Genomic DNA, 25,423 nt, shown 5'->3' with positions numbered 1-25,423 from the left:
TAGTTGAGATATTACTTATTAACCCTTAGTATTGCCGCCGCTGCAATAAGTGGTTCCGTACATTATGTAGGGAATTGCGTATTGCTTATAACTTGTTATATTTATTTTTGATTTGACGAATAATTAGGAAGGGTAGTTGTTTTTTTTTAACCCTGTGTTAATATTGAACAAACCCTGCTGTCGGGAATGGTTTTTAATGGGCGCTGCTTTTTATAACATTAAAGATATTATTTTAGGTCTTCCTTCGCATTCTGGGCATGAGGCGTATCTGGGTGCCCAACATAAACTGGATAACCAGAAAATTGTTTATAAAAAAAACAAGTATGGCATTGCTTCTTTTTCGCGCTTAGAAGTAAGTTTTAGTCAGCTGGCTAAGTTATTTTTATCTCCCGATTTGACTCCTGCACAACGACTTGTTGTCGATGATGAGAACCAAGTGGTTGGGGTCGCAGTTCAACATCTTTGTTATGCCGTTGAGAATAAAGAAGGTCTAGAACATGCATTCTATACTTTAAATAATCCACGTTCTAATTGTAAAACTACGAAACATCGGATTTCTGATCTGGCAAAGATTCCCATTTATTTCTTAGACAAATTACCCCAGGGTTTTTATGCTCAATTGCTTAAAGCAGAAAAAGCTGGGCAGTTAACTATTAACTATGAATCTTTGGCAAGTATTCTGGCAACCTCTTATACCATGGAGGAAGATGATTTGCACAAAGGGAATTTTGGTTTTTATTTAGTAGAAAAAGCAGGTAAGCCTCAGGTTGAGTTTTTTAAAATCGACCATGATTTGATGTTTGTTGATAGTATCATGGGCTTTCACACACGCCGACCATTTCATTTATTTCATGGGCCCGCTGCCTTTGATATTTTTGCAGAAGACTTAATCTCATTTCCAAATCTAAAACGTTCCGCTAATTCTTATTGGCCAACCAAATTTGGTTATGTGGCTAATCCTTTTGATAATAAGGAATATCATAATTATGCCGAAATAGCGGCCTTTTCACGCTTGGCAACGAATCCTGCATTTATTCGCGCAAAATGGAAAACCTTTTTTAAACACTGTTCTATCCCAAGAACCTTAATTGAAACGACCCTAAAAGAGTGCGCTAATATTCAAGATTCGGCAGATCGCGCCCATATTGCATTAATAACCCAGGCTATGGTTACTCGACTGGCACATTTACGAGCGGTATTATTTTCAATTAAAGAGTTTCGTGAGTTTGTTGTTAGTATGACTGATGAAGAAAATGAAGAGCTGCTACGAGAAATTATTCCCATCAACGATGCCTTAGAACCTCAAGTCAAACAAACTATAGCGCGGTTTCATACCCTATGTGCTGAAAATGGGTTTGCAGAGGGAGACACCCCATTGCATACGGCGATTAAATTAGGTGAGTATCGTTACGACGAGTCCATACGTATGTTTGGCCAATTTATTAATGTAAAAAATCAAGAGGGTAAAACACCACTGGATGTGGCTGTGGACCAAATTAACGCATTTGCCCCGGATGCCGAGCATAATGTGGGTGTTGATATGAGATTTGTGATGAAGCACTTGCTCGAAAATGGGGCACAAAAGACGGAGGCATTTAAGCTCGCCAGATTAGAGAGCGAAGTGCAAAACTATAATTTTGTAAATCCGTTTAAAGGAAACATTATAGCAACATCTTCTTATGTGGATCTGCAACAGACTTTAAGAGATATTGGAGAGGCGCATCAGTTCTGCCTGAAATATAAGAAGAACCTGGCCATTGACTGCATTCGGCAGTGGATTGAGGTAAGAAAGTCTCATCCTAATTTCCTCCCGGAATTAAAGCAGTTAAAACGAGATGTTAATGGCCAGTCGTCTGAGGCGGAAGCAGCGCCGTTAAAATATCTGCGTCAACTACGCAGTAAGTTGTGGATTGTTCGTCAGTTAAGAGGTTTATATGGCTTGACCTCAACACAGATGGAAATTAATCAAATTATTAATCAGGCGAAGTATGAACTTAATCCGCAAGGAATGAGTTTCTTTTCATTTTTCAGCGAGAGTCAAAGGGAAGTCGCGCCACGACGTGACGCAACTATTTTGCCGACTTCAATGAGTCTGCATCTCCCCTAAGCGGAATGGATAGGTATGACGACAGCGCGCATAGCCTTCACCAATTTTTCTTGGGTCATTGTAAAAGGCATAATGAGTGGCATTGTATTCACAACAGGGGATGGCGCTGATAAAGCAACCTCGTTTGGCATTCCAGACATAACCTCGAGGGGTAAGTTCCAATGTCCTGCCATCGTAGCAAATATAACGTGGCTGTGAAGGGGTATTTCCTACAATGCATCCTTGTGCGTGAAGAACGTTTGCCATAACTAATAAACCCAACAGAATAATTCGCATTAAATGACCCTAAACTTGCTATAATGAATATAAACTTAATTTATCTTATACCAAGTATTCAATAAAAATGAGGCTTTTCTAGAGATTTAAGGTTAAATTAATAATTTAAGTTTAAAATGAATACATACTGGTTTGCGGAGTGTAACTATGGTTAAGAATTTTGATTTACTTGAAGTATTGCATAGCTTGGACTGGAAGAACCTCAGTGATACTGACAGAGATAAATTCATCAAAGCCTGTGACGACTTATTAGCCGTAGATTTTAACAATCCTGCTGAGTTCAGAAAGGTAGCAACTGCACATGCAGAAATCTTAGGGCTTTTGGATGAAGAGGCGGCCAAGAAATGGGCAACCCCATTGTTTTTTAATCCTAATAAATATGATCCTCAAGAATACTACAATTCGACAGCTTTCTTAGATGAAAATGATTACGTTTCATTTCGCAAAATTCAGCAGGAAGCGGCTGCACAACGTGTTAAATTGGGTTTAAGTGCAGTGGGTGATCAAAGTATTTTGTTAGGGGTAATGCAAAACAATCACGAGGCTTTAAGAGAATATATTGCACAGCATATTGCCCCGACTATTGTTCAGACGCGTGGTTGGGATCCAAAAGCGCCCTCAGATGATAATGTTTTAACGGATGAGATTTTAAAAGATATTCAACAAGATGCAATGGCGAGTTGGGTTTTAATAGCTATAGAGGGTGCAGAACTTGATGCGTTAGAGGGATTAATTAATAAAGACAAAGACGATTTTACTGCCGAAATACAACAGTTACCCGGCTTTCCTAAAGAGCATGCTGATTTAATTGATAATACGCGGATCTGGGCTTTAGTAGAGGCACGAGTTCTTGCCCGTCAGAAAGAGCTATTGGTCCAATCCGCATTTACTGAGTATGCCCAATTTATTGAGCACCTAAGTGAGTCAGATGTTTTGAGCAAAGGGGGACTTTTGTCCGCGGATGATGTTAATTTTCGCGCAAATTTACCTGATGCCGGAGCGCCCCATAGCGCTCATAAAACGGATCTAAGCGATGAGAATGTTAAAACGCTTAGAGAAATGTTAGGCGAACGTTATTTGAAATTCGATGTAGCTCGTCGCGCTCAGCGTGACGAACGAATGGGGCAGCTATTTTTGGCAGACTCCCCAGAGGTTTTTGCCGCTGAATTAAAAAAACTGTACCCTGCACATGCTTATATTGACGCCGTGGTCACTCCGAAATTTATGGCTGAATGCAAAGCGCAAATGAAGCCGAAAATGGTTGACAATATCGCTAATGAAGCCGTTCTTAAGGAGCCAGAGTATACTTTGCTGCGTGAGGTAGTTTCTCAGTCTGATGCCTCCGCTAAAAAGGCAATTAAAACGATTAAAACTTCTGATGCTTATTTGGCAGCACATTTCCCTGACGTGGATTTGACTGACGAAGAGGAGAAGAATAAATTAATAAAGCACGTATCGGATACGGTAGATGCTCTGTTTACTGCGGACAATAAAGAAGCACTGGATAAAATACGGCAAGTGGCACGTACGAGAGCATTTGAACGAGTGGTTTCTGTTGTTACTGGGGTACCGATAGGGTCACAGAAGGCCTTGGTTGACGCGTTCTCCAACATGAGTGTGGATGCGCAAGAGCAATTGTTACCTAAGGATGGCAACGATGCAGAAAAAATCAATCAGATACGATACATAGCGTATGCACGCGATCCTGGGGTGCTTAAACATTATATGCCTGGGGCAAACGAAGATGATTTGGATGCGGTATTAGCCTCTTCGGAACAACTTGATGTAGCGAAAAAAATCCAAAATCCAGGTATATATAAAGCCTTAGTTGGACGCTTTCCTGTTGATTTAACATCAGAACAAGTTGATCAAATTAATCAGACTCTGGCTGGTAAAGATTGGACTAGTGAGGCCAGTTATAAACCAATGGTTGATGAGATAAAGGTAATCTGTGGGATTGGCCCTGAGAAGGAGGCTGCATTTTATGGCGCTTTTGGACTTTCAGCAGATGGAACAGCTAAAAAAACTCCTGGAATTGTGGCAGAAATTTATGAGCATAATAAAAAATATCAAGAACTCTTTAATGAATACCAAAACCCTAGCAGCACGCTTAATAAAAATTTCTTAGGGGCGATGCTTGCGTTACCGCTTGCCCGGGGGACCATTCCTAATGGACTAGTTCAATTTAAGGGTTTACAAGATCGAGCACTAGATTCTGCTAATCGAGAGTTCTTTATTGATGTTTGTGTTAGTCTTGGGGGGCAATTAACTCAGAGCTCTCGCCAGGAATTCAAAAAATCTCTGGAGCTAGCAATGACACCGGCTGTCTTTAATGAAATGCAGGCGGAGCTCTTACAGCAAGCGTGTACAGAATTTAATGCCACCGATGCAGGCAAAGCAGTAGATAATGTACAAAGGAAGATTCTTAATCCTATCCAACAATTTCAAGAAAAAATTGATAAGCATCTTACTAGCGCAAATTTTGTTTTTGATGTCAAAGAAATACATATAGATAATCTTCTTATTAGAGAGCAAGAGAAATCTGCTAAACCTGGACAAAGTATCAGTGAGAAATATAAGGCTTTGGTAAAAGATTGTGATGCCAATATGAATGAATTAAGGCATGAGCATGCTCGTTTGCAAGGTTTGATTAATGCCTTACCTAAGAATGCTGATGAAATCCATGTAGAGAAAACTAAACAAGAAGTCTGGCCTAAGATTGAGACACTGAAGGGTGGGCTGCAGGCGCAACTCGATAAAATTGATCAGCAATTGGAGCAGTATGCGCAAATAAAAGACCGTATTAATGGCCCTGATGGGATCCTTAATATGATTCATAGAGTAAATCAGAAGCCATATTGGTGTTATAATCGCTCAGAGATCACCAGCGGAGTCAAAACGCGAGAAGAATTAAAGACGTTTGCTATTCAAGAGACGAGCAAACCCGAGGAGGATATCGTTGTCATTGATCAATCGGGCCCAGCTGCGATCGCTAAATTTACGCTTGAAGATCCGCTAGCAAGCTCGCAAGTTCGTTATTTTGATATTGTCAGAAAAGATGAACATACCAGCGATAAGAGTAAGACGGTTACTATTGAAAGCCGTTTTACTTATGATACGAGCAAAAGTGTTCCCACAACCAGCACGGATCGAGGCATACATAAAGCGAACGCTGGACGTATTCAAGTTGATAAGTTCCCGACCTACCAAGCCGGAAGCGAAACAGATCCTGTATTACTTGAAAAGGCGAAAGTAGATTATGCGATGATTGTGGCTACGCAGATGCTTGCTACTATGGACCGACCTCCAAGTAAGGACAATCCTTTGCGTTTACGGGGCAAGAATGCCGAGCAATTACAGTATATATGGACTGCCTTGGTTGTTCTTGGGGAGAAAACACCCCATATGAAATTTAGCCCTGAAGCAATTAGAGTGGTGAATGATCATGTTTTTAATCCGAAAGCTCAATTAGGTTGGGGCTGGAGTAATTTTGCGAAAGATTCTCTTCATGAAAAAGTGTTTAAAAAACATGAAGAAGTCGTTAACTCGGCAATTGAAGCATCAAAAGAACAGGCTAGTGAACGATTAAATAAAAAAGGAACGCCTAAGTCTGAAGAGCAAATGAAAGAAACAAGCCAGCTTTATAGAAATACGGTAAATACTAATAGGGATGAGAGAGTAAACGCTCATGGACTCTCCGCAGAGACAGAAGCAGAGCAAAAGCCAAGGCCTAGCTCCCATACTTAATTTACCTCATTCAATTTCCCGCGAAATGTCCGCGGGATTTTTATTGGCCCGGTGTAACATGCTGTAAATGGGAATTCTTGTGCGAGTTGCTATTTCTACTATTCTAGCTAAAATGGATTTATTTTGGCCTAAATAATAAAGGGGATGTCATTGGATTCTAATCAATTAGCTATTGGGGTATTTGATTCAGGGATGGGCGGCTTGACTGTTTTACGTGTATTAAAAGAAAGCTTACCCCAAGAATCATTTATTTATTTAGGTGATACCGCCCGTCTTCCTTATGGTACAAAAAGCCCGGATACCGTCAAGCAATATGCGATGCAAATGGCGAAGTTACTTGTAGAACGACGCATTAAAGCCTTAGTTATCGCCTGTAATACCGCAACAACTGCAGCATTACCTTATTTGCAATCCATGTTACCGGATATGCCGGTACTGGGGGTGGTTACGCCCGGAGCCCAAGCCGTTGTAGCGGCAACCAAAAACCATCGAGTTGCTGTTTTAGCTACGGAAACAACGATTGCCTCTAAAGCCTATCAAAAGCTTATTATGCAAGAATTGCCTGAAGCCGTAATTAGTACGCGAGCATGCAGTGTGTTAGTTGCTTTGGCAGAAGAGGGGATGATTGATAACCAGGTAGCGCGAGAAGCTCTAAAGCATTATTTGGATGGATTTAAAGATGAAGACACCGTATTACTAGGCTGTACACATTTCCCCGTATTTAAGTCTTTGTTAACCGATTTATTGCCTAAAACGGTTACTATCGTGGATTCGGCTCATGCCACAGCACATTCATTATGCACCTTACTTGAGCAGAAAAAACTACTCAATGATGCCTCCGCGGTTGCCACCGTTAATTATTTAGTAACGGATTCAATTAAACGCTTCCAGTCAGTTGGGGAAATCTTTTTAGGTGAGGCGCTTAATGCCGCAGATATTGAATTAATTGATGTGCGTTAGAAACGAAATAGCCGTATTACGCTGCGCTAATACTGCTGCAGCGGGGAATACGGCAACCCGCGCTCCTTTTTAAGATACGATGCAACATCCAGAACTCACTGTAGTCTTAGACAGCTGGTGATATGAGGAATAAACCAAGAGCGCATTTTGCAATAAACCATTAGCATCTTCCCATAAGGTCGTCTCATTATTCTTAATGGCCACCACATTACGCAGTAACTGAATACAGCTGGTGTGTTGTTTGTTAATTAGTTCCTGCGCGAAGAAAGAGCCTTTAGATGAGGTGGGTGATATCTCGGCACTATCCAAACCCACAACATAGTTAATTAATGCAGGCAATTCTGGTTTATTGAGCAGATAAAGCAGACTGGGCATATTCTGATGCGACAGTAACGTTTCTTCATTAACCAGCTCAAAAAGCAGCAGCAATAAGTCTGCATTAGCCTCAGTCTGTTCAATGGCGCTTAGTTTACTGAGCACCGTTTGTCGTAAAGAAAAAAGAGTTTCTGCTGATTTAGCGTACATAATTCAACCCCAGGATCAAATCAAGTTGAAGTTATTCTTCCCTGGGAGGCCGACTCATTAAACTATGAACCGCCTCTTTAACACTCACGTTTCCTTGTAACAGTGCGTTGATATGCTCACAAATGGGCATTTCAATTCGGTTTTGTTGGGCTAGAAAACACACTTGTGCAGCGTTACTTTTTCCTTCCACAACTTGACCAATTTGTTTTTCTGCTTCATTTATACTGGTATTTTTGCCCAAAAGCAAGCCAAAACGGCGATTACGAGACTGGTCATCGGTGCAGGTTAATACCAGGTCGCCAACACCTGCTAAGCCTAAGAATGTATCAGCATTGGCACCTAGGCTTAAGCCTAGGCGACTCATTTCCGCTAAACCACGAGTAATAATCGCAGCCTTAGCATTAGCCCCATAACCTAAACCATCACTGATCCCACAGCCAATAGCCAAGACGTTTTTAACCGCACCACAGATTTGTAAGCCAATTAAGTCGTCGCTGAGATAAACGCGAATATTATTATGATGAAGTAATTCACGGATATTTTTTTGATACGATAAGTTATTCCCCGCAAGAGTCAGGGCTGTTGGTAAAAAGCGAGCTACTTCTTTGGCAAATGAAGGGCCACTAATCATGGCAACCGGTAGATCCGGGCCAAAACGTTGCTCGACCAACTGACTAAGCAATAAATGACTTTTGGGGTCAATTCCCTTGGTTATCCAGGCTAGGCCTTGGGCTAAGGTCGGTTTATTTATCTTGGAAATTATCTCGGCAAAAGCATGAGATGGAACCGCAACAATGACATGATCTGCTTCGCGCATGCATTGATTTAAATCTTCCACAGGAGTTAACGTCGGAGGAAAGCTAATATCAGGCAAATAACGAGAATTCGATTTTTCTTTAGCCATAAGGGCTACGTGCGCAGGGTTATGCGCCCATAGCAAAACACGATGCCCTATCTGGGATAAATGAATTGCAACAGCGGTGCCCCATGAACCGGCACCTAATAGGGCAATAGTTTTTTTATCCATATGTCTTAGTGAGTAGTAGTTTCTTCTTGAGTTTGGGTGCTTTGTTGCTTTTCTGCAAGTTGTTGCATGTATAACGCATCAAAGTTAATTGGCGCTAATACCAACTGTGGGAAGCTGCCACGAATAACTTGTGATGTAATTGCTTCACGAGCATAAGGGAATAGAATGCTGGGGCAGAAACTATTAAGCAAATGATCTAATTGTTCAGTAGGAGCGCCTTGGATAGTGAAAATACCCGCTTGTTTCACTTCAACCAGGAATGCAACTTCTTTTTGATTGTTTACTGTAGCAGTTACGGTCAAAACCACCTCGAAAACACCTGCTTCTAACTGAGTTGAAGAAGTATTAACATCCAGATTTAACTCAGGTTCCCATTGTTGTTGAAATACGGCAGGAGTGTTTGGCGTTTCAAAGGATAAATCTTTAACATAAACGCGTTGGATCATGAATTGAGTTTCAAGGTTTTGTTGTTCTTGGTTTGCTTGTTCAGCCATGATGTTTCTATCCTCTTAGTAATTGATCTAATTTTCCCTGAGATTCCAGGGCATGCAAATCATCGCAGCCACCAACATGATGACCATTAATGAATATCTGAGGTACTGTATGCCTGTTACTTTTTTGCATCATTTCTTCGCGAAGTTCGGGTTGTAAATCTACACGAATTTCGGTAAATGCAGCCTTTTTCCTGTTTAGAAGGTCCTTAGCTCTGACGCAGTACGGACAATAACCTGTGGTATAGATAATAACCTCGGCCATAATTACTTCCCTTTTACGATGGGCAAGTCAGCATTTAGCCAAGCATTCATTCCACCGTTGAGTACAGCAGGTTTATAACCTTGGGCGCTTATTTTAGTTGCGAAACCTGGAGAGTGTAAGCCACGCTCACAAACTAAAATAATGGGCTGGTTTTTGTACTTATCCATTTTTTGTTGTTCAAAATCGTCATTTTTAGCATTAATGGCATCAATGATATGTCCTTTCTTAAAGGCTTCTTTATCGCGTAAGTCAATTACTACGGCATTCTCGTTATTTATCAGATCAACTGCCGCTTGTGGTGATAGTTGTTTCGCTTTTTTCTTTTGCGTGATTAATTCATTAAGAAAGGTTAAAAATAACACGACGATGAAAAGTAGCCACAGTTGCCAGTGATTTGTAATAAATTGACCGAATTGTTCCATGTTGTACTCATGATTTTTAATAATGAAGCGAATTATCCTCAGAATACGGTATTAACGCAAGTAAAGGAGTTTGTTTCGCGAATTTATAGCCGATTAATGGGGATGCATAGAAAAAATTCAAGGGTTTAGAGACGATTTCTTTTCAATAACACATAAACAGCTCCAGTCCCACCATCTTTGGAAAGGGCACTATGAAAGGCCAGCACATCATCTAATTGCGGCAGCCAGCGGTTAACCAAATTTTTGATAACCGGTGGAGCTCCCAGGTGCCCCCCTTTACCATGAATAATTAACAGACAACGTTTACCATTTTCTGCTTGGCTGTGAATAAATCGGCACAATAAGTCGCGTGCATTATCCGCTTTTAATCCATGTAAGTCTAAACGACCTTCCCAAGGAATTTTGCCGTTTTTTAATTCTTTAAATCGTTGATTAGGTAAAGTGGATTGCGCATAGGATAAGGTAGTTTGCGATAAAACGGTCTCTTGAATGATATCGGATAAATAATATTCACTTCGTTCTTCAATAACTGGCTCTACTCTTTTCTTCCGTGGAATAGGGGGCTTGGGGAGGGATTCAGTCTTTACCCGTTTACTTTGTTCATTTAATGGTTTGACGCTACGCATGTGTTCGCGAAACAAAGCTTTGTCTTCATCAGACAGAAAGTCATCAACCATTTTTATCAATATTTAAGAGTTATGCCTGAAGTATACTTAAGATCCTTCAAAATGCCAGATTTACGAGGTACAATCTGTATCTTTTCTGTATAACAGCCACACCCTGGTAACATGGAGTAGGAATGAGCAACTATATTCTTAAAGAAACGGAAGAATTATCTACAGTTTTAGATTTTTTACGTTTTAGTTTGTCTTGTGCGATTGATGCACAATTATATTATGGTCATGGCACGGACAATGCCTGGGACGACATGCGCTCTTTAATCTTAAGAAGCTTGTCTCTTCCTTATGATCTTGATCCGATGCTTTTAAATGGTCGTCTGACGACTAGTGAAAAGAAATTCTTATGCGGACAATTAGAGAAGCGGATTAATCAACGTGTTCCAGTTCCTTATTTAATTAAAGAAGCTTATTTCTGCGATTTGCCATTTTATGTAGATGAGCGTGTGTTGATTCCTCGCTCACCTATAGCTGAATTGATTAATCAGCAATTTGCTCCCTGGATTGAAGCGGATAAAGTCGACCGCATATTGGATTTATGTACGGGAAGTGGTTGTATTGCTATTGCTTGCTGCTATGCATTCCCAGAAGCTCAGGTCGATGCAGTAGATATTTCTAGTGAAGCACTTGCGGTTGCGGCTATTAATTGTGAAGAGCTTGGTGTTGATGAGCAACTTACTCTAATTGAGTCTGATTGTTTCGTCAAAGTCCCTAAGGTTCGCTATGATTTAATTGTGAGTAATCCTCCCTATGTTGGTAAGGAAGAAATGCAGACCTTACCCGATGAGTTCCGACATGAGCCGGTATTGGCTTTAGAAACCGGTAATAATGGTTTAGCTATTGTGGATGATATCTTAAGAAATGCTCATGAATACCTCAGTGATCATGGAGTTTTAGTTGTGGAAGTAGGTAATAGTGAAGAAGCGCTAAACGATGCTTATCCGCATGTTCCATTTACCTGGCTGGATATGAGCCAGGGAGGACAAGGCGTGTTCTTGTTAACGAAACAGCAATTGGACGAATACTTTAATGTCAGGTAATACCTTTGGAACCTTATTTACCGTCACTACCTTTGGTGAAAGCCATGGACCAGCTATTGGGTGTATTGTCGATGGTTGTCCTCCAGGTTTAGACTTGTGTGAGGAGGATATCCAGCCTTTTTTAGATAAGCGTAAACCTGGCCAGTCCAAATACACCACGCAACGAAGAGAAGACGATAAGGTCCAAATTCTTTCTGGTATTTTTGCCGGAAAAACTACAGGAACACCAATTGCTTTGTTGATCCCGAATATGGATCAACGCTCACGTGACTATGACGAAATAAAAAATTTATTTCGTCCTGGTCATGCGGATTTTACTTATCACCATAAATACGGCCATCGTGATTATCGCGGTGGTGGGCGTTCTTCCGCGCGTGAAACAGCGGCCCGAGTGGCTGCTGGGGCGATCGCTCGCTTGTATTTGCAGCGTCATTTGCAAGTAGAAATTATGGGTTATCTGGAACAGATGGGTGATTTAGTCTTGCATTTTGACAATGAGCAGGAAATTAATAACAATCCATTTTTTTGTCCAAATAATCAACAGGTTGAAGAGCTTGCAGCGTATGTTGATAGTTTACGTCGACAAGGGGATTCAGTGGGCGCCCGTGTTAAGGTGGTTGCCACCAATGTGCCTGTAGGTTTAGGTGATCCCGTTTTTGATAAACTGGATGCCACTTTAGCTTTTGCAATGATGTCGATTAATGCGGTTAAGGGCGTGGAAATAGGGGCAGGTTTTGCCGCTGTTACTCAGCTAGGTTCGGTTCATCGTGATCAAATGTCGCAAGACGGTTTTTTAAGTAATCATGCCGGTGGAATTTTAGGTGGGATTTCTACTGGGCAAAATATCGAAGTCAGTATGGCTTTAAAACCCACTTCGAGTATAACAACGCCAGGCAAAACGCTAAATGTTTTTGGCGAAGAGGTGACTGTAGTGACTAAAGGTCGCCATGATCCCTGCGTGGGAATAAGGGCCGTGCCTATAGCTGAGGCGATGATGGCAATAGTACTGATGGACCATTATCTACGGCAAAAGGCAATACAATAAAAAGAGGGCATAATGAGCATAGAATTAAATATAGCTATAGTAGGGGTGACCGGGGCTGTTGGGGAAGCCATTCTCACTGTTTTAGAAGAGCGCCAGCTTCCAATTAAGAATCTTTATCCTTTAGCCAGCTCTCGTTCAGTGGGTAAGACCATTGCGTTTAATAATCGACAATTTGAGGTGATGGATTTAGCGGAATTTGATTTTAGCAAGGCAGATATTGCTTTGTTTTCTGCGGGGGGCGCGGTATCTAAAGAGTATGCTCCTAAAGCTGCAGCAGCAGGTTGTATTGTTATTGATAACAGCTCTTGTTTTCGTTATGACGATGATATTCCTTTAGTGGTTCCGGAGGTTAATCCGCATCGTATTGCAGACTATAGAAATAGAAACATTATTGCCAATCCTAATTGCTCTACGATTCAAATGGTAGTTGCCCTAAAACCGCTTTATGATGCGGCCGGAATTTCACGAATCAACGTGGCGACTTATCAGTCTGTTTCTGGTACAGGGAAAAAGGCAATTAGCGAGTTGATTTCACAAGTAGCGGATTTGCTTAACGGAAGACCTGCGAAAATTGATGTCTATCCTCAGCAGATTGCTTTTAATGCGATTCCTCACATTGATCAATTTGAAGAGAATGGCTATACCCGTGAAGAAATGAAGATGGTTTGGGAAACACGTAAAATTATGGAAGACGCAGACATTTTAGTGAACCCAACTGCTGTGCGTGTGCCTGTAATCTATGGACATTCAGAAGCAATTCACGTGGAATTAAAACGCCCCATGTCAGCCGCTGAGGCGCGTACCATTCTTGCTAAAGCCCCTGGGGTTAAAGTAGTCGATAATATCGCTAAACCCAGCTACCCCACAGTGATAAAAAATGCGATAGGCAATGATGATGTTTTCGTTGGTCGTATCCGTGAAGATCTTTCCCATCCTAATGGATTAAATTTGTGGGTAGTTGCTGATAATATCCGCAAGGGCGCTGCCTCAAATGCGGTACAAATCGCGGAAATTTTGCAGAGAGAATATTTGTAGTATTTGGTAATTCTTCACTCCGCTATCTTAGGTAGCGGAGAAACTCCGAGTAAGGAGGATAGGAATTAAATTAGCAGGACACCCTTGAAAAATCCTCCCACGCCCACATTAAATTAATAGTGACATTTTGTCCAACACCAGATACATTTAACAGAATGTACTGCAATTAGCCATAAAGTTTTTTTAGGTATATACTCAGTAATTATGAGCACTAAAGTAACGATTCCAGACACCAATTTGCCAACAGCCAGCAGGGCTGATAGTAGCTATTTTGCTGCCGAAACCAAAGAGATGGAACGCAGACGCCGTCTTATGGAGCAAGATGGGGAGCGCAGAATAGCTCGTGTGAATGCGCGGGAACATAACACCTCTGATAATATTGGGAATACTCCTGAAGAGGCTCCTGATAATGGCATGCTGCAACACCCTTACCTTGATAATCAGCGTTTTGACGGTATTGATCCGAACGTTAATCCTGAGCCTCCTTTAAATTCCGCTGCCCGCCGTGAATACGATAATAAACAACGTGAGCAACAATTAGAACAGCAATTACGTTTAGGTAATATGCCCAAACATAGTAACGCCCCTAAACCTAGAGGGCCTTACTAATGACCATTGCCAATGACATCATCAGTCATCGCATGCCTGATTTTGAGGCTTATCTCCGTGCAGGTGAATCCTTAGATGATATTGATGAATATGGTTTTACCCCGCTTATTGAATGCGCAATCACCCGCCAACCTAAAATTGCAACACAATTGCTGGCACGTAAGGTTGATGTGAACGCGACAGATGTCACCGGGCATACACCGTTGCACTGGGCTATTGATAATAATGACATGGATATGGTGCGTTTATTATTAGAACATGGCGCAGATGCTAATGCCTACACACGCAGTGGACTTTCCATATTGGTTTATCCCGTACTTCGCGGCCAAGATCCATTAAAACACTTATTATATCAATACGGTGCACGACTTGATTTTGCTTTAGATTTTATTAACGGCAAGCTTTTGGGACATCGTTTTGAACTGCAAGGTGATGTCGATATTGTTAATGCTCAAGGCGAATTTATTGAGTTAGATTATGAAGGCTTTATGCTGGAGTTTACGGTTGCTGTACTCAAAGATTCTTTAAGACGTTTTACCAGTAGCTATTCTACACGCCATTTACGTGAATATTTCCCCTTGTTGCACGTCATTATCGATGCCTTTAATGATGCTGCGGAATTATTACAATTCCAACACATACCCATGCTCCAAGATCAGCATTTTGCCCGTATGCAGCAAATATTACAGGCACCGATGTTAATTCTTCCTGCGGCAAGCCGTGGACATGCAATGGGCTTTATCCGTTTTGGACAATGGTGGGCAAAAATAGACCGCGGTGAAAATAGCACCAAAGAAGGCACGGTTAATATCTACCAAATAACCCGCCCCGAAGCCATAAACCTAAGTTTCTTACAAAACTTTATGTATAAGAAGCAAAGCCGACGTTATTTCCACCAGCAAATTAATCAGCACTTAGGCTTAATTCCCGTAGCGCGCATGCCTATTAGCCCCCAAATTGCTGGGAACTGTTCTTGGGCTAATATACAGGCAATCATTCCGGTTGCTTATGCTATCCAGGGAATCATCACCCAAAACGCTTTTAATCCAGCACCGGCGATGAAACTCTTTGATGAATGGGTGGAGTGGGATAAGGATCGTGCTTTGGATGAATGCATACAACGTTTTTATTTAGCTAGCCCTCAACGCAAGGCAAGTATTGCGGCAATGTTAGGTGGAGTTTTATTTCAGGCCTGTGAATTCAGCCAAATTAAGCACTTAGAGCGAGCAGAGAAAATACTAAGTATTTTAATGTTGGATGAATATTACTATATTTTAAAAAGTTATCTGACCGAATATTGCATCAATCGCTTCACGAAAAAAGGCAATAATTTACTCAAGATTCTTGATGATTGTGGGATTAATCCCAACATTGGTGTCAATCCAATCGCAGCTGGTTAGTTGCAATCACTCAACGCTTAAAATAATCTATACTTAAAAAGTACGTTATGACGCTGTATAAACAAGGGGTGGGAAGTAGTTCACGTCTGTTGCGAAATTAATAAGGAGATTCTTATGTTACATTGGGCTGTCATATTTTTGCTGATTGCAATTGTTGCTGGTTTATTTGGTTTCAGAGGTGTTGCTTCTACGGCAACCAGCATTGCTAAGGTCTTATTCTTTTTATTTATTGTAATATTCATCATTATGCTGATTATGAGCTTATTTGGAGGACCTACTCCAGCGGTGGTGCCTTAGTACTTATTACAGCAAACTGCCCGTATATCTTTTTCGATAATACGGGCTATGCAAAAAAAGTAAATTAAATTGAATCCAAGCTATTAATGATTGGTAATGGAGACAATTCAAGATGACAATGATGTCATATCAATAACAAAACGATAACGCACATCACTTTTAACTACACGTTCATAGGCTTCATTTACTTTCTGCATGGGAATTAGTTCAATATCAGAAACGATATTATGTTTTCCACAAAAATCGAGCATTTCCTGGGTTTCTTTTATCCCACCAATCATCGATCCAGCCAAAGTTAAACGTTTACCAACAAGCGCAAAGGCATGTATTGGAATTTCATCTGAGGGTACTCCAACCACGACCATTGCTCCATCACGTTTAAGCAGACTCAGGTATTGAGTCCAATCTAATTTAGCAGAAACTGTGCAAATGATAAGATCAAAATGGTTATTTAATTGAGTAAATGTTTCGGGATTAGAAGTTGCATAGAAGTGGTCCGCTCCCAGGCGTTTCGCATCCGCTTCTTTGCTCATTGAATGGCTCAACACCGATACATCAGCTCCCATAGCATGAGCAAGTTTTACGCCCATATGGCCCAAACCCCCTAAGCCTAAGATAGCCACTCGTTTGCCTGGGCCGGTATTCCAATGTCTAAGCGGTGAATATAAGGTAATACCAGCGCAGAGCAGGGGCGCGGCAGCATCCATAGGCAAATTTTCGGGGACCCGTAACACATAATTTTCATCCACAACGATTTTGGTCGAGTAGCCACCTTGCGTCGCTTCACTACCATCACGCGTTCTGCTGTTATAGGTTAAGGTCGCTCCCTCATCACAATATTGCTCTAAATCTTCTTTGCAATTAATACATTTACGGCATGAATCAACAAAACAACCCACGCCAACCTGATCTCCTTCTTTAAACTTGGTTACTCCTGAACCAACCTTGCTCACTGTCCCAATAATTTCATGTCCTGGGACCATTGGAAATTCAGAACCACCCCATTCATCGCGGACTTGGTGAATATCTGAGTGGCAAATTCCACAATAATGAATGTCGATTAAGACATCATTTTTTCCTACTTCACGACGGTTGAACTCATAAGGGGTTAACGGAGATTTGGTATCATGGGCAGCATATCCTTTAACAGGTATCATTTTTTTAGTCCTTTAAAATGTGTGAGTGGATCTAAAGATAGGGTGCTTTGAGCTTAGCGTCAAGCCTTGGGATAGTGGATGGGTAGAGTTTATAATCGCGAGTCTGTAAAAATAATGCGGGGGGGTATAAAAGAAAAAATTGGTGTTGCAGGGAGCTAATGGTGCTACTTAAGCTGTAATGGGTTTATAAAAAGCCAGATTACCGCGGTTGACCGCGGTATCCAGATTTACTTAGAAACTACTTAAGTCAGGACCTTTCGTTGTAAACAACCAGGCCACAAAAGACTACTTTTCTATTTGTTCTTTAGGAGTAGCTTCTCTTTTTTTATTTCCATCACGTGGCGCAGCAGAACGAGAACCTTGGTTATTATTTGATCTTCGGCGTTGTTGCTGACCTGCATTCGCATTGCTTGCATTCGTATTACCTGCATTCGTATTGCCTGTATTCGCATTGCCTGCATTGGCAGCTGCATTACCAGTACGTTGCTGTTGGTTGCCACCGGAACGACGTCTACGGTTTTGTTGAGGCTTACGCTCACCACCAGGACCACGGGACGTTGATTTCCCTTGATTTTGGTTGCGATTCTGTGGTTTTTTCGTATGGCTAGGCGCCGGAGTTGTTGTCGTTTCAGTATGTCCACCAAATAAACTTGACCATAAACGCTTAATAAAGCCATTATGTAGGTTCTTCGAAGTAGGGTGGCCTGCGAATGGTTTTACTGCAGGTTCATCACGAACAGCCGCTTCTTGCTCATTGCTTGAAACCTGCAATTCAGGTTGCTGAATTAAGCTATAACTTGGTTTTTTAGTTTTACCTACATTATCTTCTTTCAGACGAGTAATCGTATACTGGGGTGAATGCAGGTAAGGATTAGCGATAATCATTACGGAAACACTATGTCTTTTTTCAATTTCACGAATGAAGATACGCTTCTCATTCATGATGAAAGTAGCCATTTCGGGAGGAAGCTGCACTTGTATTTCAGCGGTCTTCTCCTTTAGGGCTTCTTCTTCAATAAGACGGGTAATCGAAAGCCCATGTGATTGAATATTACGTACTGTACCGCGGCCTTCACAGCGTGGACAAACCTCTTGAGCAGTCTCACCTAAAGATAATCTTAGGCGTTGACGTGACATTTCTAGTAAACCAAAGCGAGAAATACGACCAACCTGAATGCGTGCTCTATCGGCTTGCAATGCTTCTTTTAAGCGATTTTCAACATCACGTTGGTTCTTGCTGGAGCTCATATCGATGAAATCGATAACCACTAAACCACCTAAGTCACGTAGACGTAATTGACGTGCAATTTCATCCGCAGCTTCGAGGTTCGTGTTAAATGCAGTGGCTTCAATATCAGAACCGCCAGTGGCTTTCGCTGAGTTCACGTCAATTGAAACTAGAGCTTCAGTTCTGTCGATAACTAATGCACCACCAGAAGGTAGCATTACTTGGCGTTGGTATGCTGTTTCTATTTGGCTTTCAATTTGATAAAAATTAAACAGTGGAATACTGCTATTGTATAATTTCAAATTAGGCAAAAATTCCGGCTTTACGCGCTCAATATACTGTTTTGCTTTGATGTAAGAAATCTGATCATCAATGATAATTTCACTAATTGATTTACGCAGATTATCGCGAATAGAGCGAATGATTACATCACCTTCCTGATGAATCAGGCAGGGCGATAATTCAGTATTGTAGGCCTGTTTGATAGATTGCCATTGATTACACAACATATCTAAGTCGTCTTGTAATTCTTCTTGGCTTTTACCCACGCCTGCAGTACGGATAATAAGTCCCATATCTTCAGGAAGCGTCAAGGCATTCAAGGTTTCACGTAACTCATCACGCTCATCCCCTTCAATACGACGGGAAATACCGCCGGAACGAGGATTATTCGGCATTAATACCAAATAACATCCTGCTAGGGTAATAAACGTAGTTAAGGCCGCGCCTTTGTTTCCGCGCTCTTCTTTGTCTACCTGTATTAATAATTCCTGACCTTCGCGAATTAACGAAGTAATTGGTGGTTTATCATCACCAAAATCATCAGGATTTCGGCTTAAATATTCCGGTGCAATTTCTTTAAGAGGCAAGAAACCTTGACGTTTTGAGCCGTATTCAACAAAAACTGCGTCAAGACTTGGCTCGCGACGGGTAACGGTTGCCTTATAAATATTACCCTTTTTCTTTACTTCTCCTGGACATTCAATGTCCAGGTCAAACAAACGATTGTCTTTAATAAGTGCAACACGAACTTCCTCAGTTTGCGTGGCATTAATTAACATTTTTTCCATCTGTAACCCCATGTTTAGGGCGCTTTCATTTAAGTTGCGATAGTGTAAGGCTCTACATATCTTAGAGGTTCATCTTTTGAACAATAAGAGTTCTGATCTTTAAGCGAATCCGCAGCCGTGTGGACAGACTTTACGCATGTTCCCTGAATCATCGGAGGTGCATACTGGGTAATATACTGACTACGAATCAAACACGTATAAAGAAGACGTGTAAAGGTCTTTATATAATTCGTAGCCGGTATAAAGCATGTCTGGCATGCGTAGGTTTCTGTCAAGTATATGATCAATTTGTCTCTGGCAATTGGTTCGCTTCCTTATATCTTTAAGCTTAAATGGAAGCGCGATTTTTCTGTAACTAGTTGCCTTATACCCTATTATCCTTGTGCTGCACTGTGTTTGCAGACTCAAAATTGGGACTGATGATAAATTCACGTTCTTCGCCAAATGGCTTTAATAGTGAATTATAAGCAGATACCCTGGTAGTGCGGTAAATAGTTACGCTTTTTTTATATTTATGCGTTATAATTCGGTTGCCTGGAATCATTTCCAAGCTACAGGCGATCATATCAAAAAAAACACGCCCAGAAAACAGGTTTATTGACAATGAATGAAGTAAGTTATAGAGAAATAAGTAATGAAGAAGAAGGACAACGTCTAGATAATTACTTAATCCGTATTTTAAAGGGCGTACCGAAAAGCCACATCTACCGAATTATTCGCGGTGGCGAGGTTCGCGTTAATAAGAAAAGAGCCCAGGTCAGCTCACGTTTGCATGCGGGGGATATGGTTCGTATTCCACCAATTCGTATTTCAGAATCCAAAGAGGTATTTGTTGGCGATGCCATGGCAAAGCGCCTTAAAGACTGCGTTATTTATGAAGATGCTTGTTTTTTAGTAATTAATAAGCCTTCAGGTATTGCGGTACACGGTGGGAGTGGTTTAAGTCTTGGTGTTATTGAAGCATTAAGAAAAACCAGATCTGATTTAGCTTATCTGGAATTAATTCACCGCTTGGATAGAGATACCTCAGGCTGTCTGTTGCTGGCGAAAAAGAGAAGTACTCTAAGAGCAATGCATGCTTTGCTGGAAGCTCGTGAAGTACAAAAGACCTATTGGGCATTATTAACTCATCGCTGGGAAGGAAAAAAGCAATTAACGGTGCGCGCCGCTCTGGAAAAAAATACTTTGAAATCAGGCGAGCGAGTCGTTTCGGTAAGCGATGAGGGTAAAGCATCCGAAACCGGATTTAAATTACTTGAGAATTACCAACAGGCATGTTGGGTTGAAGCAAGCCCTAAAACGGGCCGTACTCACCAAATTCGAGTTCATAGCGCACATTTAGGACATGTTATTGTTGGTGATGAAAAATATGGATCTATTGCAGGAGAAGTAGAAGGCATAGATAATCGACATCATCGTCTTTATTTGCATGCACGTTCTATTCAATTTGAATTGAATGGAACTAAGCATTTTTTTCAAGCTGATGCAGATGAAGTCTTTTCTAACACACTAAAACAATTGCGTGCGAGGAGTGTAATGAGCAATGAGCAATCTTTATGATGTGGTAGTGTTTGATTGGGAAGGCACTATTGCAGACACTTTAGGCGCAGTATTTCATACTGTTGCGGTCGAAGCGGATTTACTTGGTTTTGGAGCTTTTGAGCCTGAAGAGGCAAGAAAACATGTGGACCTAGGTTTAGAACGCGCATTAATCAAAGCATACCCGCATTTGTCTGCTTTACAACATGAGCAGTTAATTTATGCGGTACACCGCTCAATGCATACTCGTTCTCAGGAAGTTTTTTTAATTCCTGGAGTCCGTGAATTTATTCATCAATTACATGATGCTCATATAAAGATGGCTGTTGCCACGAATAAGGGACATCAGTCGTTAACACGTGCATTACAAACTACAGGCCTTGATGAATTTATTCAGGTTACCCGTTCCGCAGGTCAGGTGCCCGCAAAACCACACCCACAGATGCTCGAGGAAATTATTGATGAGCTCGGTGGGAGTATAGCGACTACATTAATGATAGGTGATGCTGTTACTGATGTAGAAATGGCAAAAAGCATCCAGGTTCATGCTATAGGCGTCGATTTTTATCATCAGCAAGAAAGCGCATTAAGAGCCGCAGGTGCTTTGGCTGTATTTGATGACTATAAATTACTTGCTGACTATATACATTTATAAGATATAAGGGACTATTTAGATTATTGTCTATAAATTAAGGATGATTGCAGATGCATAGTCCGTATTCGCGAGGCGTAATAGGGGGAGGAGGTTTGTTTATTATCCCCGATTATATGGCGCGTCATTCAGGCGTTAGTGAATAAAGTTCTAATTTATTGCAACACAAAGAGCACCATATTTTTTCGTTAATAATTATCCTTAAGACATCCGTGGGTGTTTACTAGGATTATGTATGCAAAGGGAGTATCGAGCATTGAGTACATTAACCAGTTTACCTAATTTATTAACCTTGCTTCGTATCGTATTGATTCCGGTGTTAATTGTTATTTTTTATTTGCCTGTTAAATGGGCTGGGGCCGTCTCTGCAGGTATTTTTGCTGCAGCGAGTTTTACAGATTGGCTTGATGGTTATTTAGCACGTAAGTTACATATGATGTCACCACTCGGGGCTTTTTTAGATCCAGTAGCGGATAAACTTTTGGTTTCAACCAGTTTATTGCTTTTAGTCGGGGTTAAAGATCTTAATTACATTACTATTCCTGCAATAATCATTGTGGGTAGAGAAATTGTGATTTCAGCATTAAGAGAATGGATGGCGGAAATTGGTAAACGAGCCAGTGTTGCGGTGGGTTATGTTGGAAAGGTGAAAACATTTTTACAAATGGCCGCATTGTTTTTGTTATTAGCGTTTAATCCAGTCAATTCCTGGTGGGGAATATTTGGTTTTATTTTGCTATATGTGGCCGCCATTTTAACCATTTGGTCTATGGTTATTTACTTATCCATTGCATGGCCAGAATTATCGAAAAAAAGTTAAATTTATTGTTGACAGAGTCCGTTAATCCTGTAGAATGCACACCCATGGAGACGCGGGAATAGCTCAGTTGGTAGAGCACAACCTTGCCAAGGTTGGGGTCGCGAGTTCGAGTCTCGTTTCCCGCTCCAAATTAAGCGACGACAAAGTCGCTTTTTTTTTAGAGCAGCATAGAAGTGATACATGCGTTGCATGATCAGTTGGCTGTGTGGCAGAGTGGTTATGCAGCGGCCTGCAAAGCCGTGGACGCCGGTTCGATTCCGGCCTCAGCCTCCAAAACAAGAAGAAAAGCCCAGGTGGCGAAACAGGTAGACGCAAGGGACTTAAAATCCCTCGGTGGTAACACCATGCCGGTTCGATTCCGGCCCTGGGCACCAAATCTTCTTTCTAAAATATCTTATTTAAGAAGTAAACCTCAATAATATGCCTGGTTTTTAATTGGGTATGTTCCATTTATCAATTCATGCGCAATAAAACGGTGAGCTACCCAACTATAGCCGTATTACGCCATGCAAATACGAGCTCGCTTGATCGAAGCTGATTTGTAAAATTCCTCTTGCTTTTATAGAGTTAAATGATTAACTTTCATCTTTTTTGAAACGCAGTGAGAGTAAACATGGCTAAGAAAAATAAAGTTGAAACTCAAGCAGGGGAGATGGATTTCATGTCGCTTTTTGAAGAAGAGGGTTATAGCGACGATATGATGGTTGATGTAATGAGAGATACAATTAGTGCATGCAATACTCAAATGCAAATTGCGGTTGAACTGACAAAGCTTATTGTTGATGGCAGCGTTACTGAAAATAGAGAAGAGCTGGTTTTTTCTGTGTTTAAAAAAGCAGTTGGTGTAGTTGGGGACAGCTTTCCATTAAAAAATATTATGTCCTAGTTTAAGTAAGGACCTATTCGTCGTTCTTTTTATCGAGACCCTGTGCCTTTCCATGAAGGCCCTCTCAATATTTGATTAAGGCTCGAGTTATCGGGGCTGCAAGCATCGAGAGGTAGAGAACAGACTACAGCAGAGCAGAAATTAAAGCATAGCTAACGAAATGGAGTTAGTGAGATCCTCTGGTGTAATATTTTTTGAAAATTACTATGCTTATCCTCGCAAGAACCCATAAAACCTTTGGATAACACAGGGTGCAATTATATATGTTTGAATTAGCTCCTTTGGAGCCGAGCAGCTTTACTCAGTATTTCCTTAAGTTTCGTATCAAGTACTATTTTAATGAAACAAAGGAGCTTCTTGCGCGTCACAAATTATTATGTGTTTTTATCATTTGTTTATTAGCACCTGGAGTGGAGCATATTCCCGCCCTCGGTACTCCATTTTATGCGCTTATTGATCCATCTAATACTTTAAAAGAGAAACTGATTTATTTAGTTTCATTACTCCTGTTTTTGCTGGCGATGACCAAGACCCAATTAACCTTTATAAAAGGTGGGGAATTCAGAGAATATTTGCATACTTTAAACATCCCTATACGTGCTTCGAAGAAAATAGATTTTATTATTCTGTTAGTGTCATTAAATATTGTTTGGTTGGCAGTTTTCTTTGGGGCGACAAACATTATTCACTGCTCCAAAGAGCCATCGATTGTTATTTCTCAATACTGTCTTTATGCTTCTCTGGTCTTGGCTATAATTACTTTATTATGGAATTGCTTATATCGAAAAATAGCGAATGGCATTTTATTGTTTTTGGTATTGATATTGGTGGTCTGCAGTTCCATGCAGGGGAGTGTGCTGATAAATTGTAGTGTTAGTTGCTTTGTCATATTGCTATGCGGGCTCATTATCTGGATGGTGCAACCCTTTGTAATCCAAAGAAATTACACCTTTAAAATAATCCCGATTCACTTAGTATCTGACTCTAAGTGTAAGCGTATTTTTCTTCTGCAGTTGGCCATTTTAAGAGAAAACAAAAGAGCACTTTTCATGCGTTTAACTCTTTGCCTCGCAGTGTCAGGGATAATTTTGCACGTATTGTTCTCTCAGGAAATGCTAGATAATCGTGAAGCAATTGTATTTGTTTTAATGGGTTTGCAAACGTATCTCTTATCCACACTATTTATTCTTTTTGAAAAAGCTAAATTAGATTATGCTTTATTTCATAAGATTTTTCCCTATCAGCGACAAAGTAGCTTTATAAAAGAAGTAAGTATAACGTCCGCTCTATTTTTTTTAGTTTTACTCCCAGTCTTTTGGTGCAGCATCTTTGGTTTTAATCTTTTCGTTATGTGGGTGATGGGTTCCATTGGGTTGATGTTAAATCGACTTTTTTACGCTCAATCCTTACGTTTTTGCTTATTTACTTCGTTGCTAAGTACTCTTGTTAGCGGCGTAGTTCAATACCGGATTTTAGGAGCATATGTTGGCGTGTAGCATTGAGTTGAATAAGGTACATAAATCTTATGCCAACAAGGCATTATTTACTGGCTTATCGTACACTTTTCAGCAGCAGGTATATCATCTTTGCGGAGGCAATGGTGTTGGGAAATCTACCTTATTACGTTTAATCGTGGGGTTGGAGTCTCCTGACTCAGGCACTATTGTGCTGAATAATCAGTATTCGGTAAGGGATAATAGCGTGAATGCAAAAAGAATATTTTATGTTCCCGATGATTTAGCGATTTATCCTTTTCTAACCGGGCATGAGTTTTTATCTTGGCTAGCAAAGCTAAGGACAAAAAATACAGCGGAAGTTAAGCAGCTCCTTGAGCGATTCGAGTTGGAGGTGCATGCGCAGACTAAGATCGCTGATATGTCATTTGGGACAAAAAAGAAATTTCTGCTCAGTTCAGCGCTAATAGGAGAGCCTGATTTTATTATCTTAGACGAACCCTTAAATGGTTTGGATAAAAACTCACAGCAAGTATTATTAGCATTACTGGCAGAAAAGGCCACCCATTGCGGCATTTTATTAACGACACATCATGATGCCCATCTTGAGCGATTAAATCCAATAAAGGTTGAAGTCTTAGCAGGGCAGTTAGCATCAGCACAAATTTATAATCACATATAGGGGAAGTGTGGC

At 40.8% G+C, this 25,423-nt stretch carries 24 protein-coding genes and 3 tRNA genes; 18 read left to right on the top strand and 9 right to left on the bottom strand.

The features are described 5' to 3' along the window. Positions 1–196 precede the first annotated feature (196 nt). A complete protein-coding gene (gene ankK / locus ACD661_RS14785) occupies positions 197–2,107 on the top strand; it encodes a Dot/Icm T4SS effector AnkK/LegA5 (RefSeq protein ID WP_400188640.1) in 1,911 nt (636 codons plus the stop codon). Here the strand turns inward: ankK and ACD661_RS14780 are convergent. Beyond that, a complete protein-coding gene (locus ACD661_RS14780; protein ID WP_400188639.1) occupies positions 2,084–2,383 on the bottom strand; it encodes a hypothetical protein in 300 nt (99 codons plus the stop codon). The two genes, ankK and ACD661_RS14780, sit on opposite strands and share 24 nt — an antisense overlap. Positions 2,384–2,530: 147 nt before the next feature. Between ACD661_RS14780 and ACD661_RS14775 the strand changes: the two genes are divergently transcribed. Together ACD661_RS14775 and murI are read left to right on the top strand one after the other, a co-directional pair. After that, on the top strand, positions 2,531–6,130 hold the full coding sequence (locus tag ACD661_RS14775) for a hypothetical protein (RefSeq protein WP_400188638.1): 3,600 nt from the start codon (positions 2,531–2,533) through the stop codon (positions 6,128–6,130). Positions 6,131–6,280: 150 nt separating this feature from the next. Then, a complete protein-coding gene (gene murI / locus ACD661_RS14770) occupies positions 6,281–7,090 on the top strand; it encodes a glutamate racemase (RefSeq protein WP_400188637.1) in 810 nt (269 codons plus the stop codon). A 69-nt stretch (positions 7,091–7,159) separates the two neighbouring features. Here murI and ACD661_RS14765 read toward each other — a convergent pair whose 3' ends face one another. The 6 genes from ACD661_RS14765 to ACD661_RS14740 all read right to left on the bottom strand — a co-directional run bounded on the left by ACD661_RS14765 (position 7,160) and on the right by ACD661_RS14740 (position 10,497). Then, complete coding sequence (locus ACD661_RS14765; protein WP_400188636.1) at positions 7,160–7,615, bottom strand: hypothetical protein; 456 nt, start codon at positions 7,613–7,615, stop codon at positions 7,160–7,162. Positions 7,616–7,646: 31 nt separating this feature from the next. Beyond that, positions 7,647–8,642 (bottom strand): NAD(P)H-dependent glycerol-3-phosphate dehydrogenase, encoded by a 996-nt coding sequence (locus tag ACD661_RS14760; protein WP_400188635.1) that lies wholly within the window; start codon positions 8,640–8,642, stop codon positions 7,647–7,649. Positions 8,643–8,647: 5 nt separating this feature from the next. Continuing rightward, on the bottom strand, positions 8,648–9,136 hold the full coding sequence (secB, locus tag ACD661_RS14755; RefSeq protein ID WP_400188634.1) for a protein-export chaperone SecB: 489 nt from the start codon (positions 9,134–9,136) through the stop codon (positions 8,648–8,650). Between the two features lie 7 nt (positions 9,137–9,143). Beyond that, positions 9,144–9,398: a glutaredoxin 3 gene (gene grxC, locus ACD661_RS14750; RefSeq protein ID WP_400188633.1), complete on the bottom strand. Its 255-nt coding sequence runs from the start codon at positions 9,396–9,398 to the stop codon at positions 9,144–9,146. Between the two features lie 2 nt (positions 9,399–9,400). Next, complete coding sequence (locus tag ACD661_RS14745; protein ID WP_400188632.1) at positions 9,401–9,820, bottom strand: rhodanese-like domain-containing protein; 420 nt, start codon at positions 9,818–9,820, stop codon at positions 9,401–9,403. 125 nt (positions 9,821–9,945) lie between these two features. Then, entirely contained in the window at positions 9,946–10,497 is a 552-nt protein-coding gene (locus tag ACD661_RS14740; protein ID WP_400188631.1) for a Smr/MutS family protein, read from the bottom strand. A 122-nt stretch (positions 10,498–10,619) separates the two neighbouring features. On the opposite strand from ACD661_RS14740, the gene prmB reads away from it, so the two are divergent. From prmB to ACD661_RS14710, 6 genes are all read left to right on the top strand, one after another. Then, on the top strand, positions 10,620–11,537 hold the full coding sequence (gene prmB / locus ACD661_RS14735) for a 50S ribosomal protein L3 N(5)-glutamine methyltransferase (RefSeq protein WP_400188630.1): 918 nt from the start codon (positions 10,620–10,622) through the stop codon (positions 11,535–11,537). Beyond that, positions 11,527–12,582, top strand: coding sequence for a chorismate synthase (aroC, locus tag ACD661_RS14730; RefSeq protein ID WP_400188629.1), 1,056 nt, complete (start codon positions 11,527–11,529; stop codon positions 12,580–12,582). The genes prmB and aroC overlap by 11 nt, the downstream gene beginning before the upstream one ends. A gap of 12 nt (positions 12,583–12,594) precedes the next feature. Continuing rightward, complete coding sequence (locus ACD661_RS14725; RefSeq protein ID WP_400188628.1) at positions 12,595–13,617, top strand: aspartate-semialdehyde dehydrogenase; 1,023 nt, start codon at positions 12,595–12,597, stop codon at positions 13,615–13,617. 204 nt (positions 13,618–13,821) lie between these two features. Next, positions 13,822–14,226 (top strand): hypothetical protein, encoded by a 405-nt coding sequence (locus ACD661_RS14720; protein WP_400188627.1) that lies wholly within the window; start codon positions 13,822–13,824, stop codon positions 14,224–14,226. Then, the gene (gene ankH / locus ACD661_RS14715) at positions 14,226–15,626 is read left to right on the top strand and encodes a Dot/Icm T4SS effector AnkH/LegA3 (protein WP_400188626.1); all 1,401 of its coding nucleotides are present in this window, start codon (positions 14,226–14,228) and stop codon (positions 15,624–15,626) included. Before ACD661_RS14720 ends, ankH begins: the two co-directional genes overlap by 1 nt. A gap of 114 nt (positions 15,627–15,740) precedes the next feature. Next, positions 15,741–15,923, top strand: coding sequence for a DUF1328 domain-containing protein (locus tag ACD661_RS14710; RefSeq protein ID WP_400188625.1), 183 nt, complete (start codon positions 15,741–15,743; stop codon positions 15,921–15,923). Between the two features lie 107 nt (positions 15,924–16,030). On the opposite strand, the gene ACD661_RS14705 is transcribed toward ACD661_RS14710, so the two are convergent. After that, the gene (locus ACD661_RS14705; RefSeq protein ID WP_400188624.1) at positions 16,031–17,080 is read right to left on the bottom strand and encodes an NAD(P)-dependent alcohol dehydrogenase; all 1,050 of its coding nucleotides are present in this window, start codon (positions 17,078–17,080) and stop codon (positions 16,031–16,033) included. A 285-nt stretch (positions 17,081–17,365) separates the two neighbouring features. Beyond that, complete coding sequence (locus ACD661_RS14700) at positions 17,366–19,378, bottom strand: Rne/Rng family ribonuclease (protein WP_400188623.1); 2,013 nt, start codon at positions 19,376–19,378, stop codon at positions 17,366–17,368. 603 nt (positions 19,379–19,981) lie between these two features. On the opposite strand from ACD661_RS14700, the gene ACD661_RS14695 reads away from it, so the two are divergent. The 9 genes from ACD661_RS14695 to ACD661_RS14655 all read left to right on the top strand — a co-directional run bounded on the left by ACD661_RS14695 (position 19,982) and on the right by ACD661_RS14655 (position 25,411). Next, on the top strand, positions 19,982–20,938 hold the full coding sequence (locus ACD661_RS14695; RefSeq protein WP_400188622.1) for an RluA family pseudouridine synthase: 957 nt from the start codon (positions 19,982–19,984) through the stop codon (positions 20,936–20,938). After that, the gene (locus ACD661_RS14690) at positions 20,922–21,572 is read left to right on the top strand and encodes an HAD family hydrolase (RefSeq protein ID WP_400188621.1); all 651 of its coding nucleotides are present in this window, start codon (positions 20,922–20,924) and stop codon (positions 21,570–21,572) included. Before ACD661_RS14695 ends, ACD661_RS14690 begins: the two co-directional genes overlap by 17 nt. Before the next feature lie 253 nt (positions 21,573–21,825). Then, positions 21,826–22,389, top strand: coding sequence for a CDP-diacylglycerol--glycerol-3-phosphate 3-phosphatidyltransferase (pgsA, locus tag ACD661_RS14685; RefSeq protein WP_400188674.1), 564 nt, complete (start codon positions 21,826–21,828; stop codon positions 22,387–22,389). 52 nt (positions 22,390–22,441) lie between these two features. Next, a tRNA-Gly gene (locus tag ACD661_RS14680) sits at positions 22,442–22,517 on the top strand. Between the two features lie 71 nt (positions 22,518–22,588). Further along, positions 22,589–22,662 (top strand) — tRNA-Cys (locus ACD661_RS14675). Positions 22,663–22,676: 14 nt separating this feature from the next. Next, positions 22,677–22,763, top strand: a tRNA-Leu gene (locus tag ACD661_RS14670). A gap of 239 nt (positions 22,764–23,002) precedes the next feature. Continuing rightward, positions 23,003–23,275, top strand: a complete 273-nt coding sequence (locus tag ACD661_RS14665; protein WP_400188620.1) for a hypothetical protein — start codon at positions 23,003–23,005, stop codon at positions 23,273–23,275. A gap of 263 nt (positions 23,276–23,538) precedes the next feature. Then, the gene (locus ACD661_RS14660; RefSeq protein ID WP_400188619.1) at positions 23,539–24,771 is read left to right on the top strand and encodes a DUF6136 family protein; all 1,233 of its coding nucleotides are present in this window, start codon (positions 23,539–23,541) and stop codon (positions 24,769–24,771) included. Continuing rightward, positions 24,758–25,411 carry an ABC transporter ATP-binding protein gene (locus tag ACD661_RS14655; RefSeq protein ID WP_400188618.1) on the top strand — a complete coding sequence of 218 codons (654 nt, stop codon included), beginning with the start codon at positions 24,758–24,760 and terminating at the stop codon, positions 25,409–25,411. Before ACD661_RS14660 ends, ACD661_RS14655 begins: the two co-directional genes overlap by 14 nt. Positions 25,412–25,423: the final 12 nt, after the last annotated feature.

Origin of the sequence: Legionella lytica (assembly GCF_044626755.1) — a bacterium.
GTDB classification, from domain to species: Bacteria; Pseudomonadota; Gammaproteobacteria; order Legionellales; family Legionellaceae; genus Legionella; species Legionella lytica_A.
Note: the sequence above shows the minus strand (reverse complement) of the source record. Positions and strands in the feature narration are given on the sequence as shown.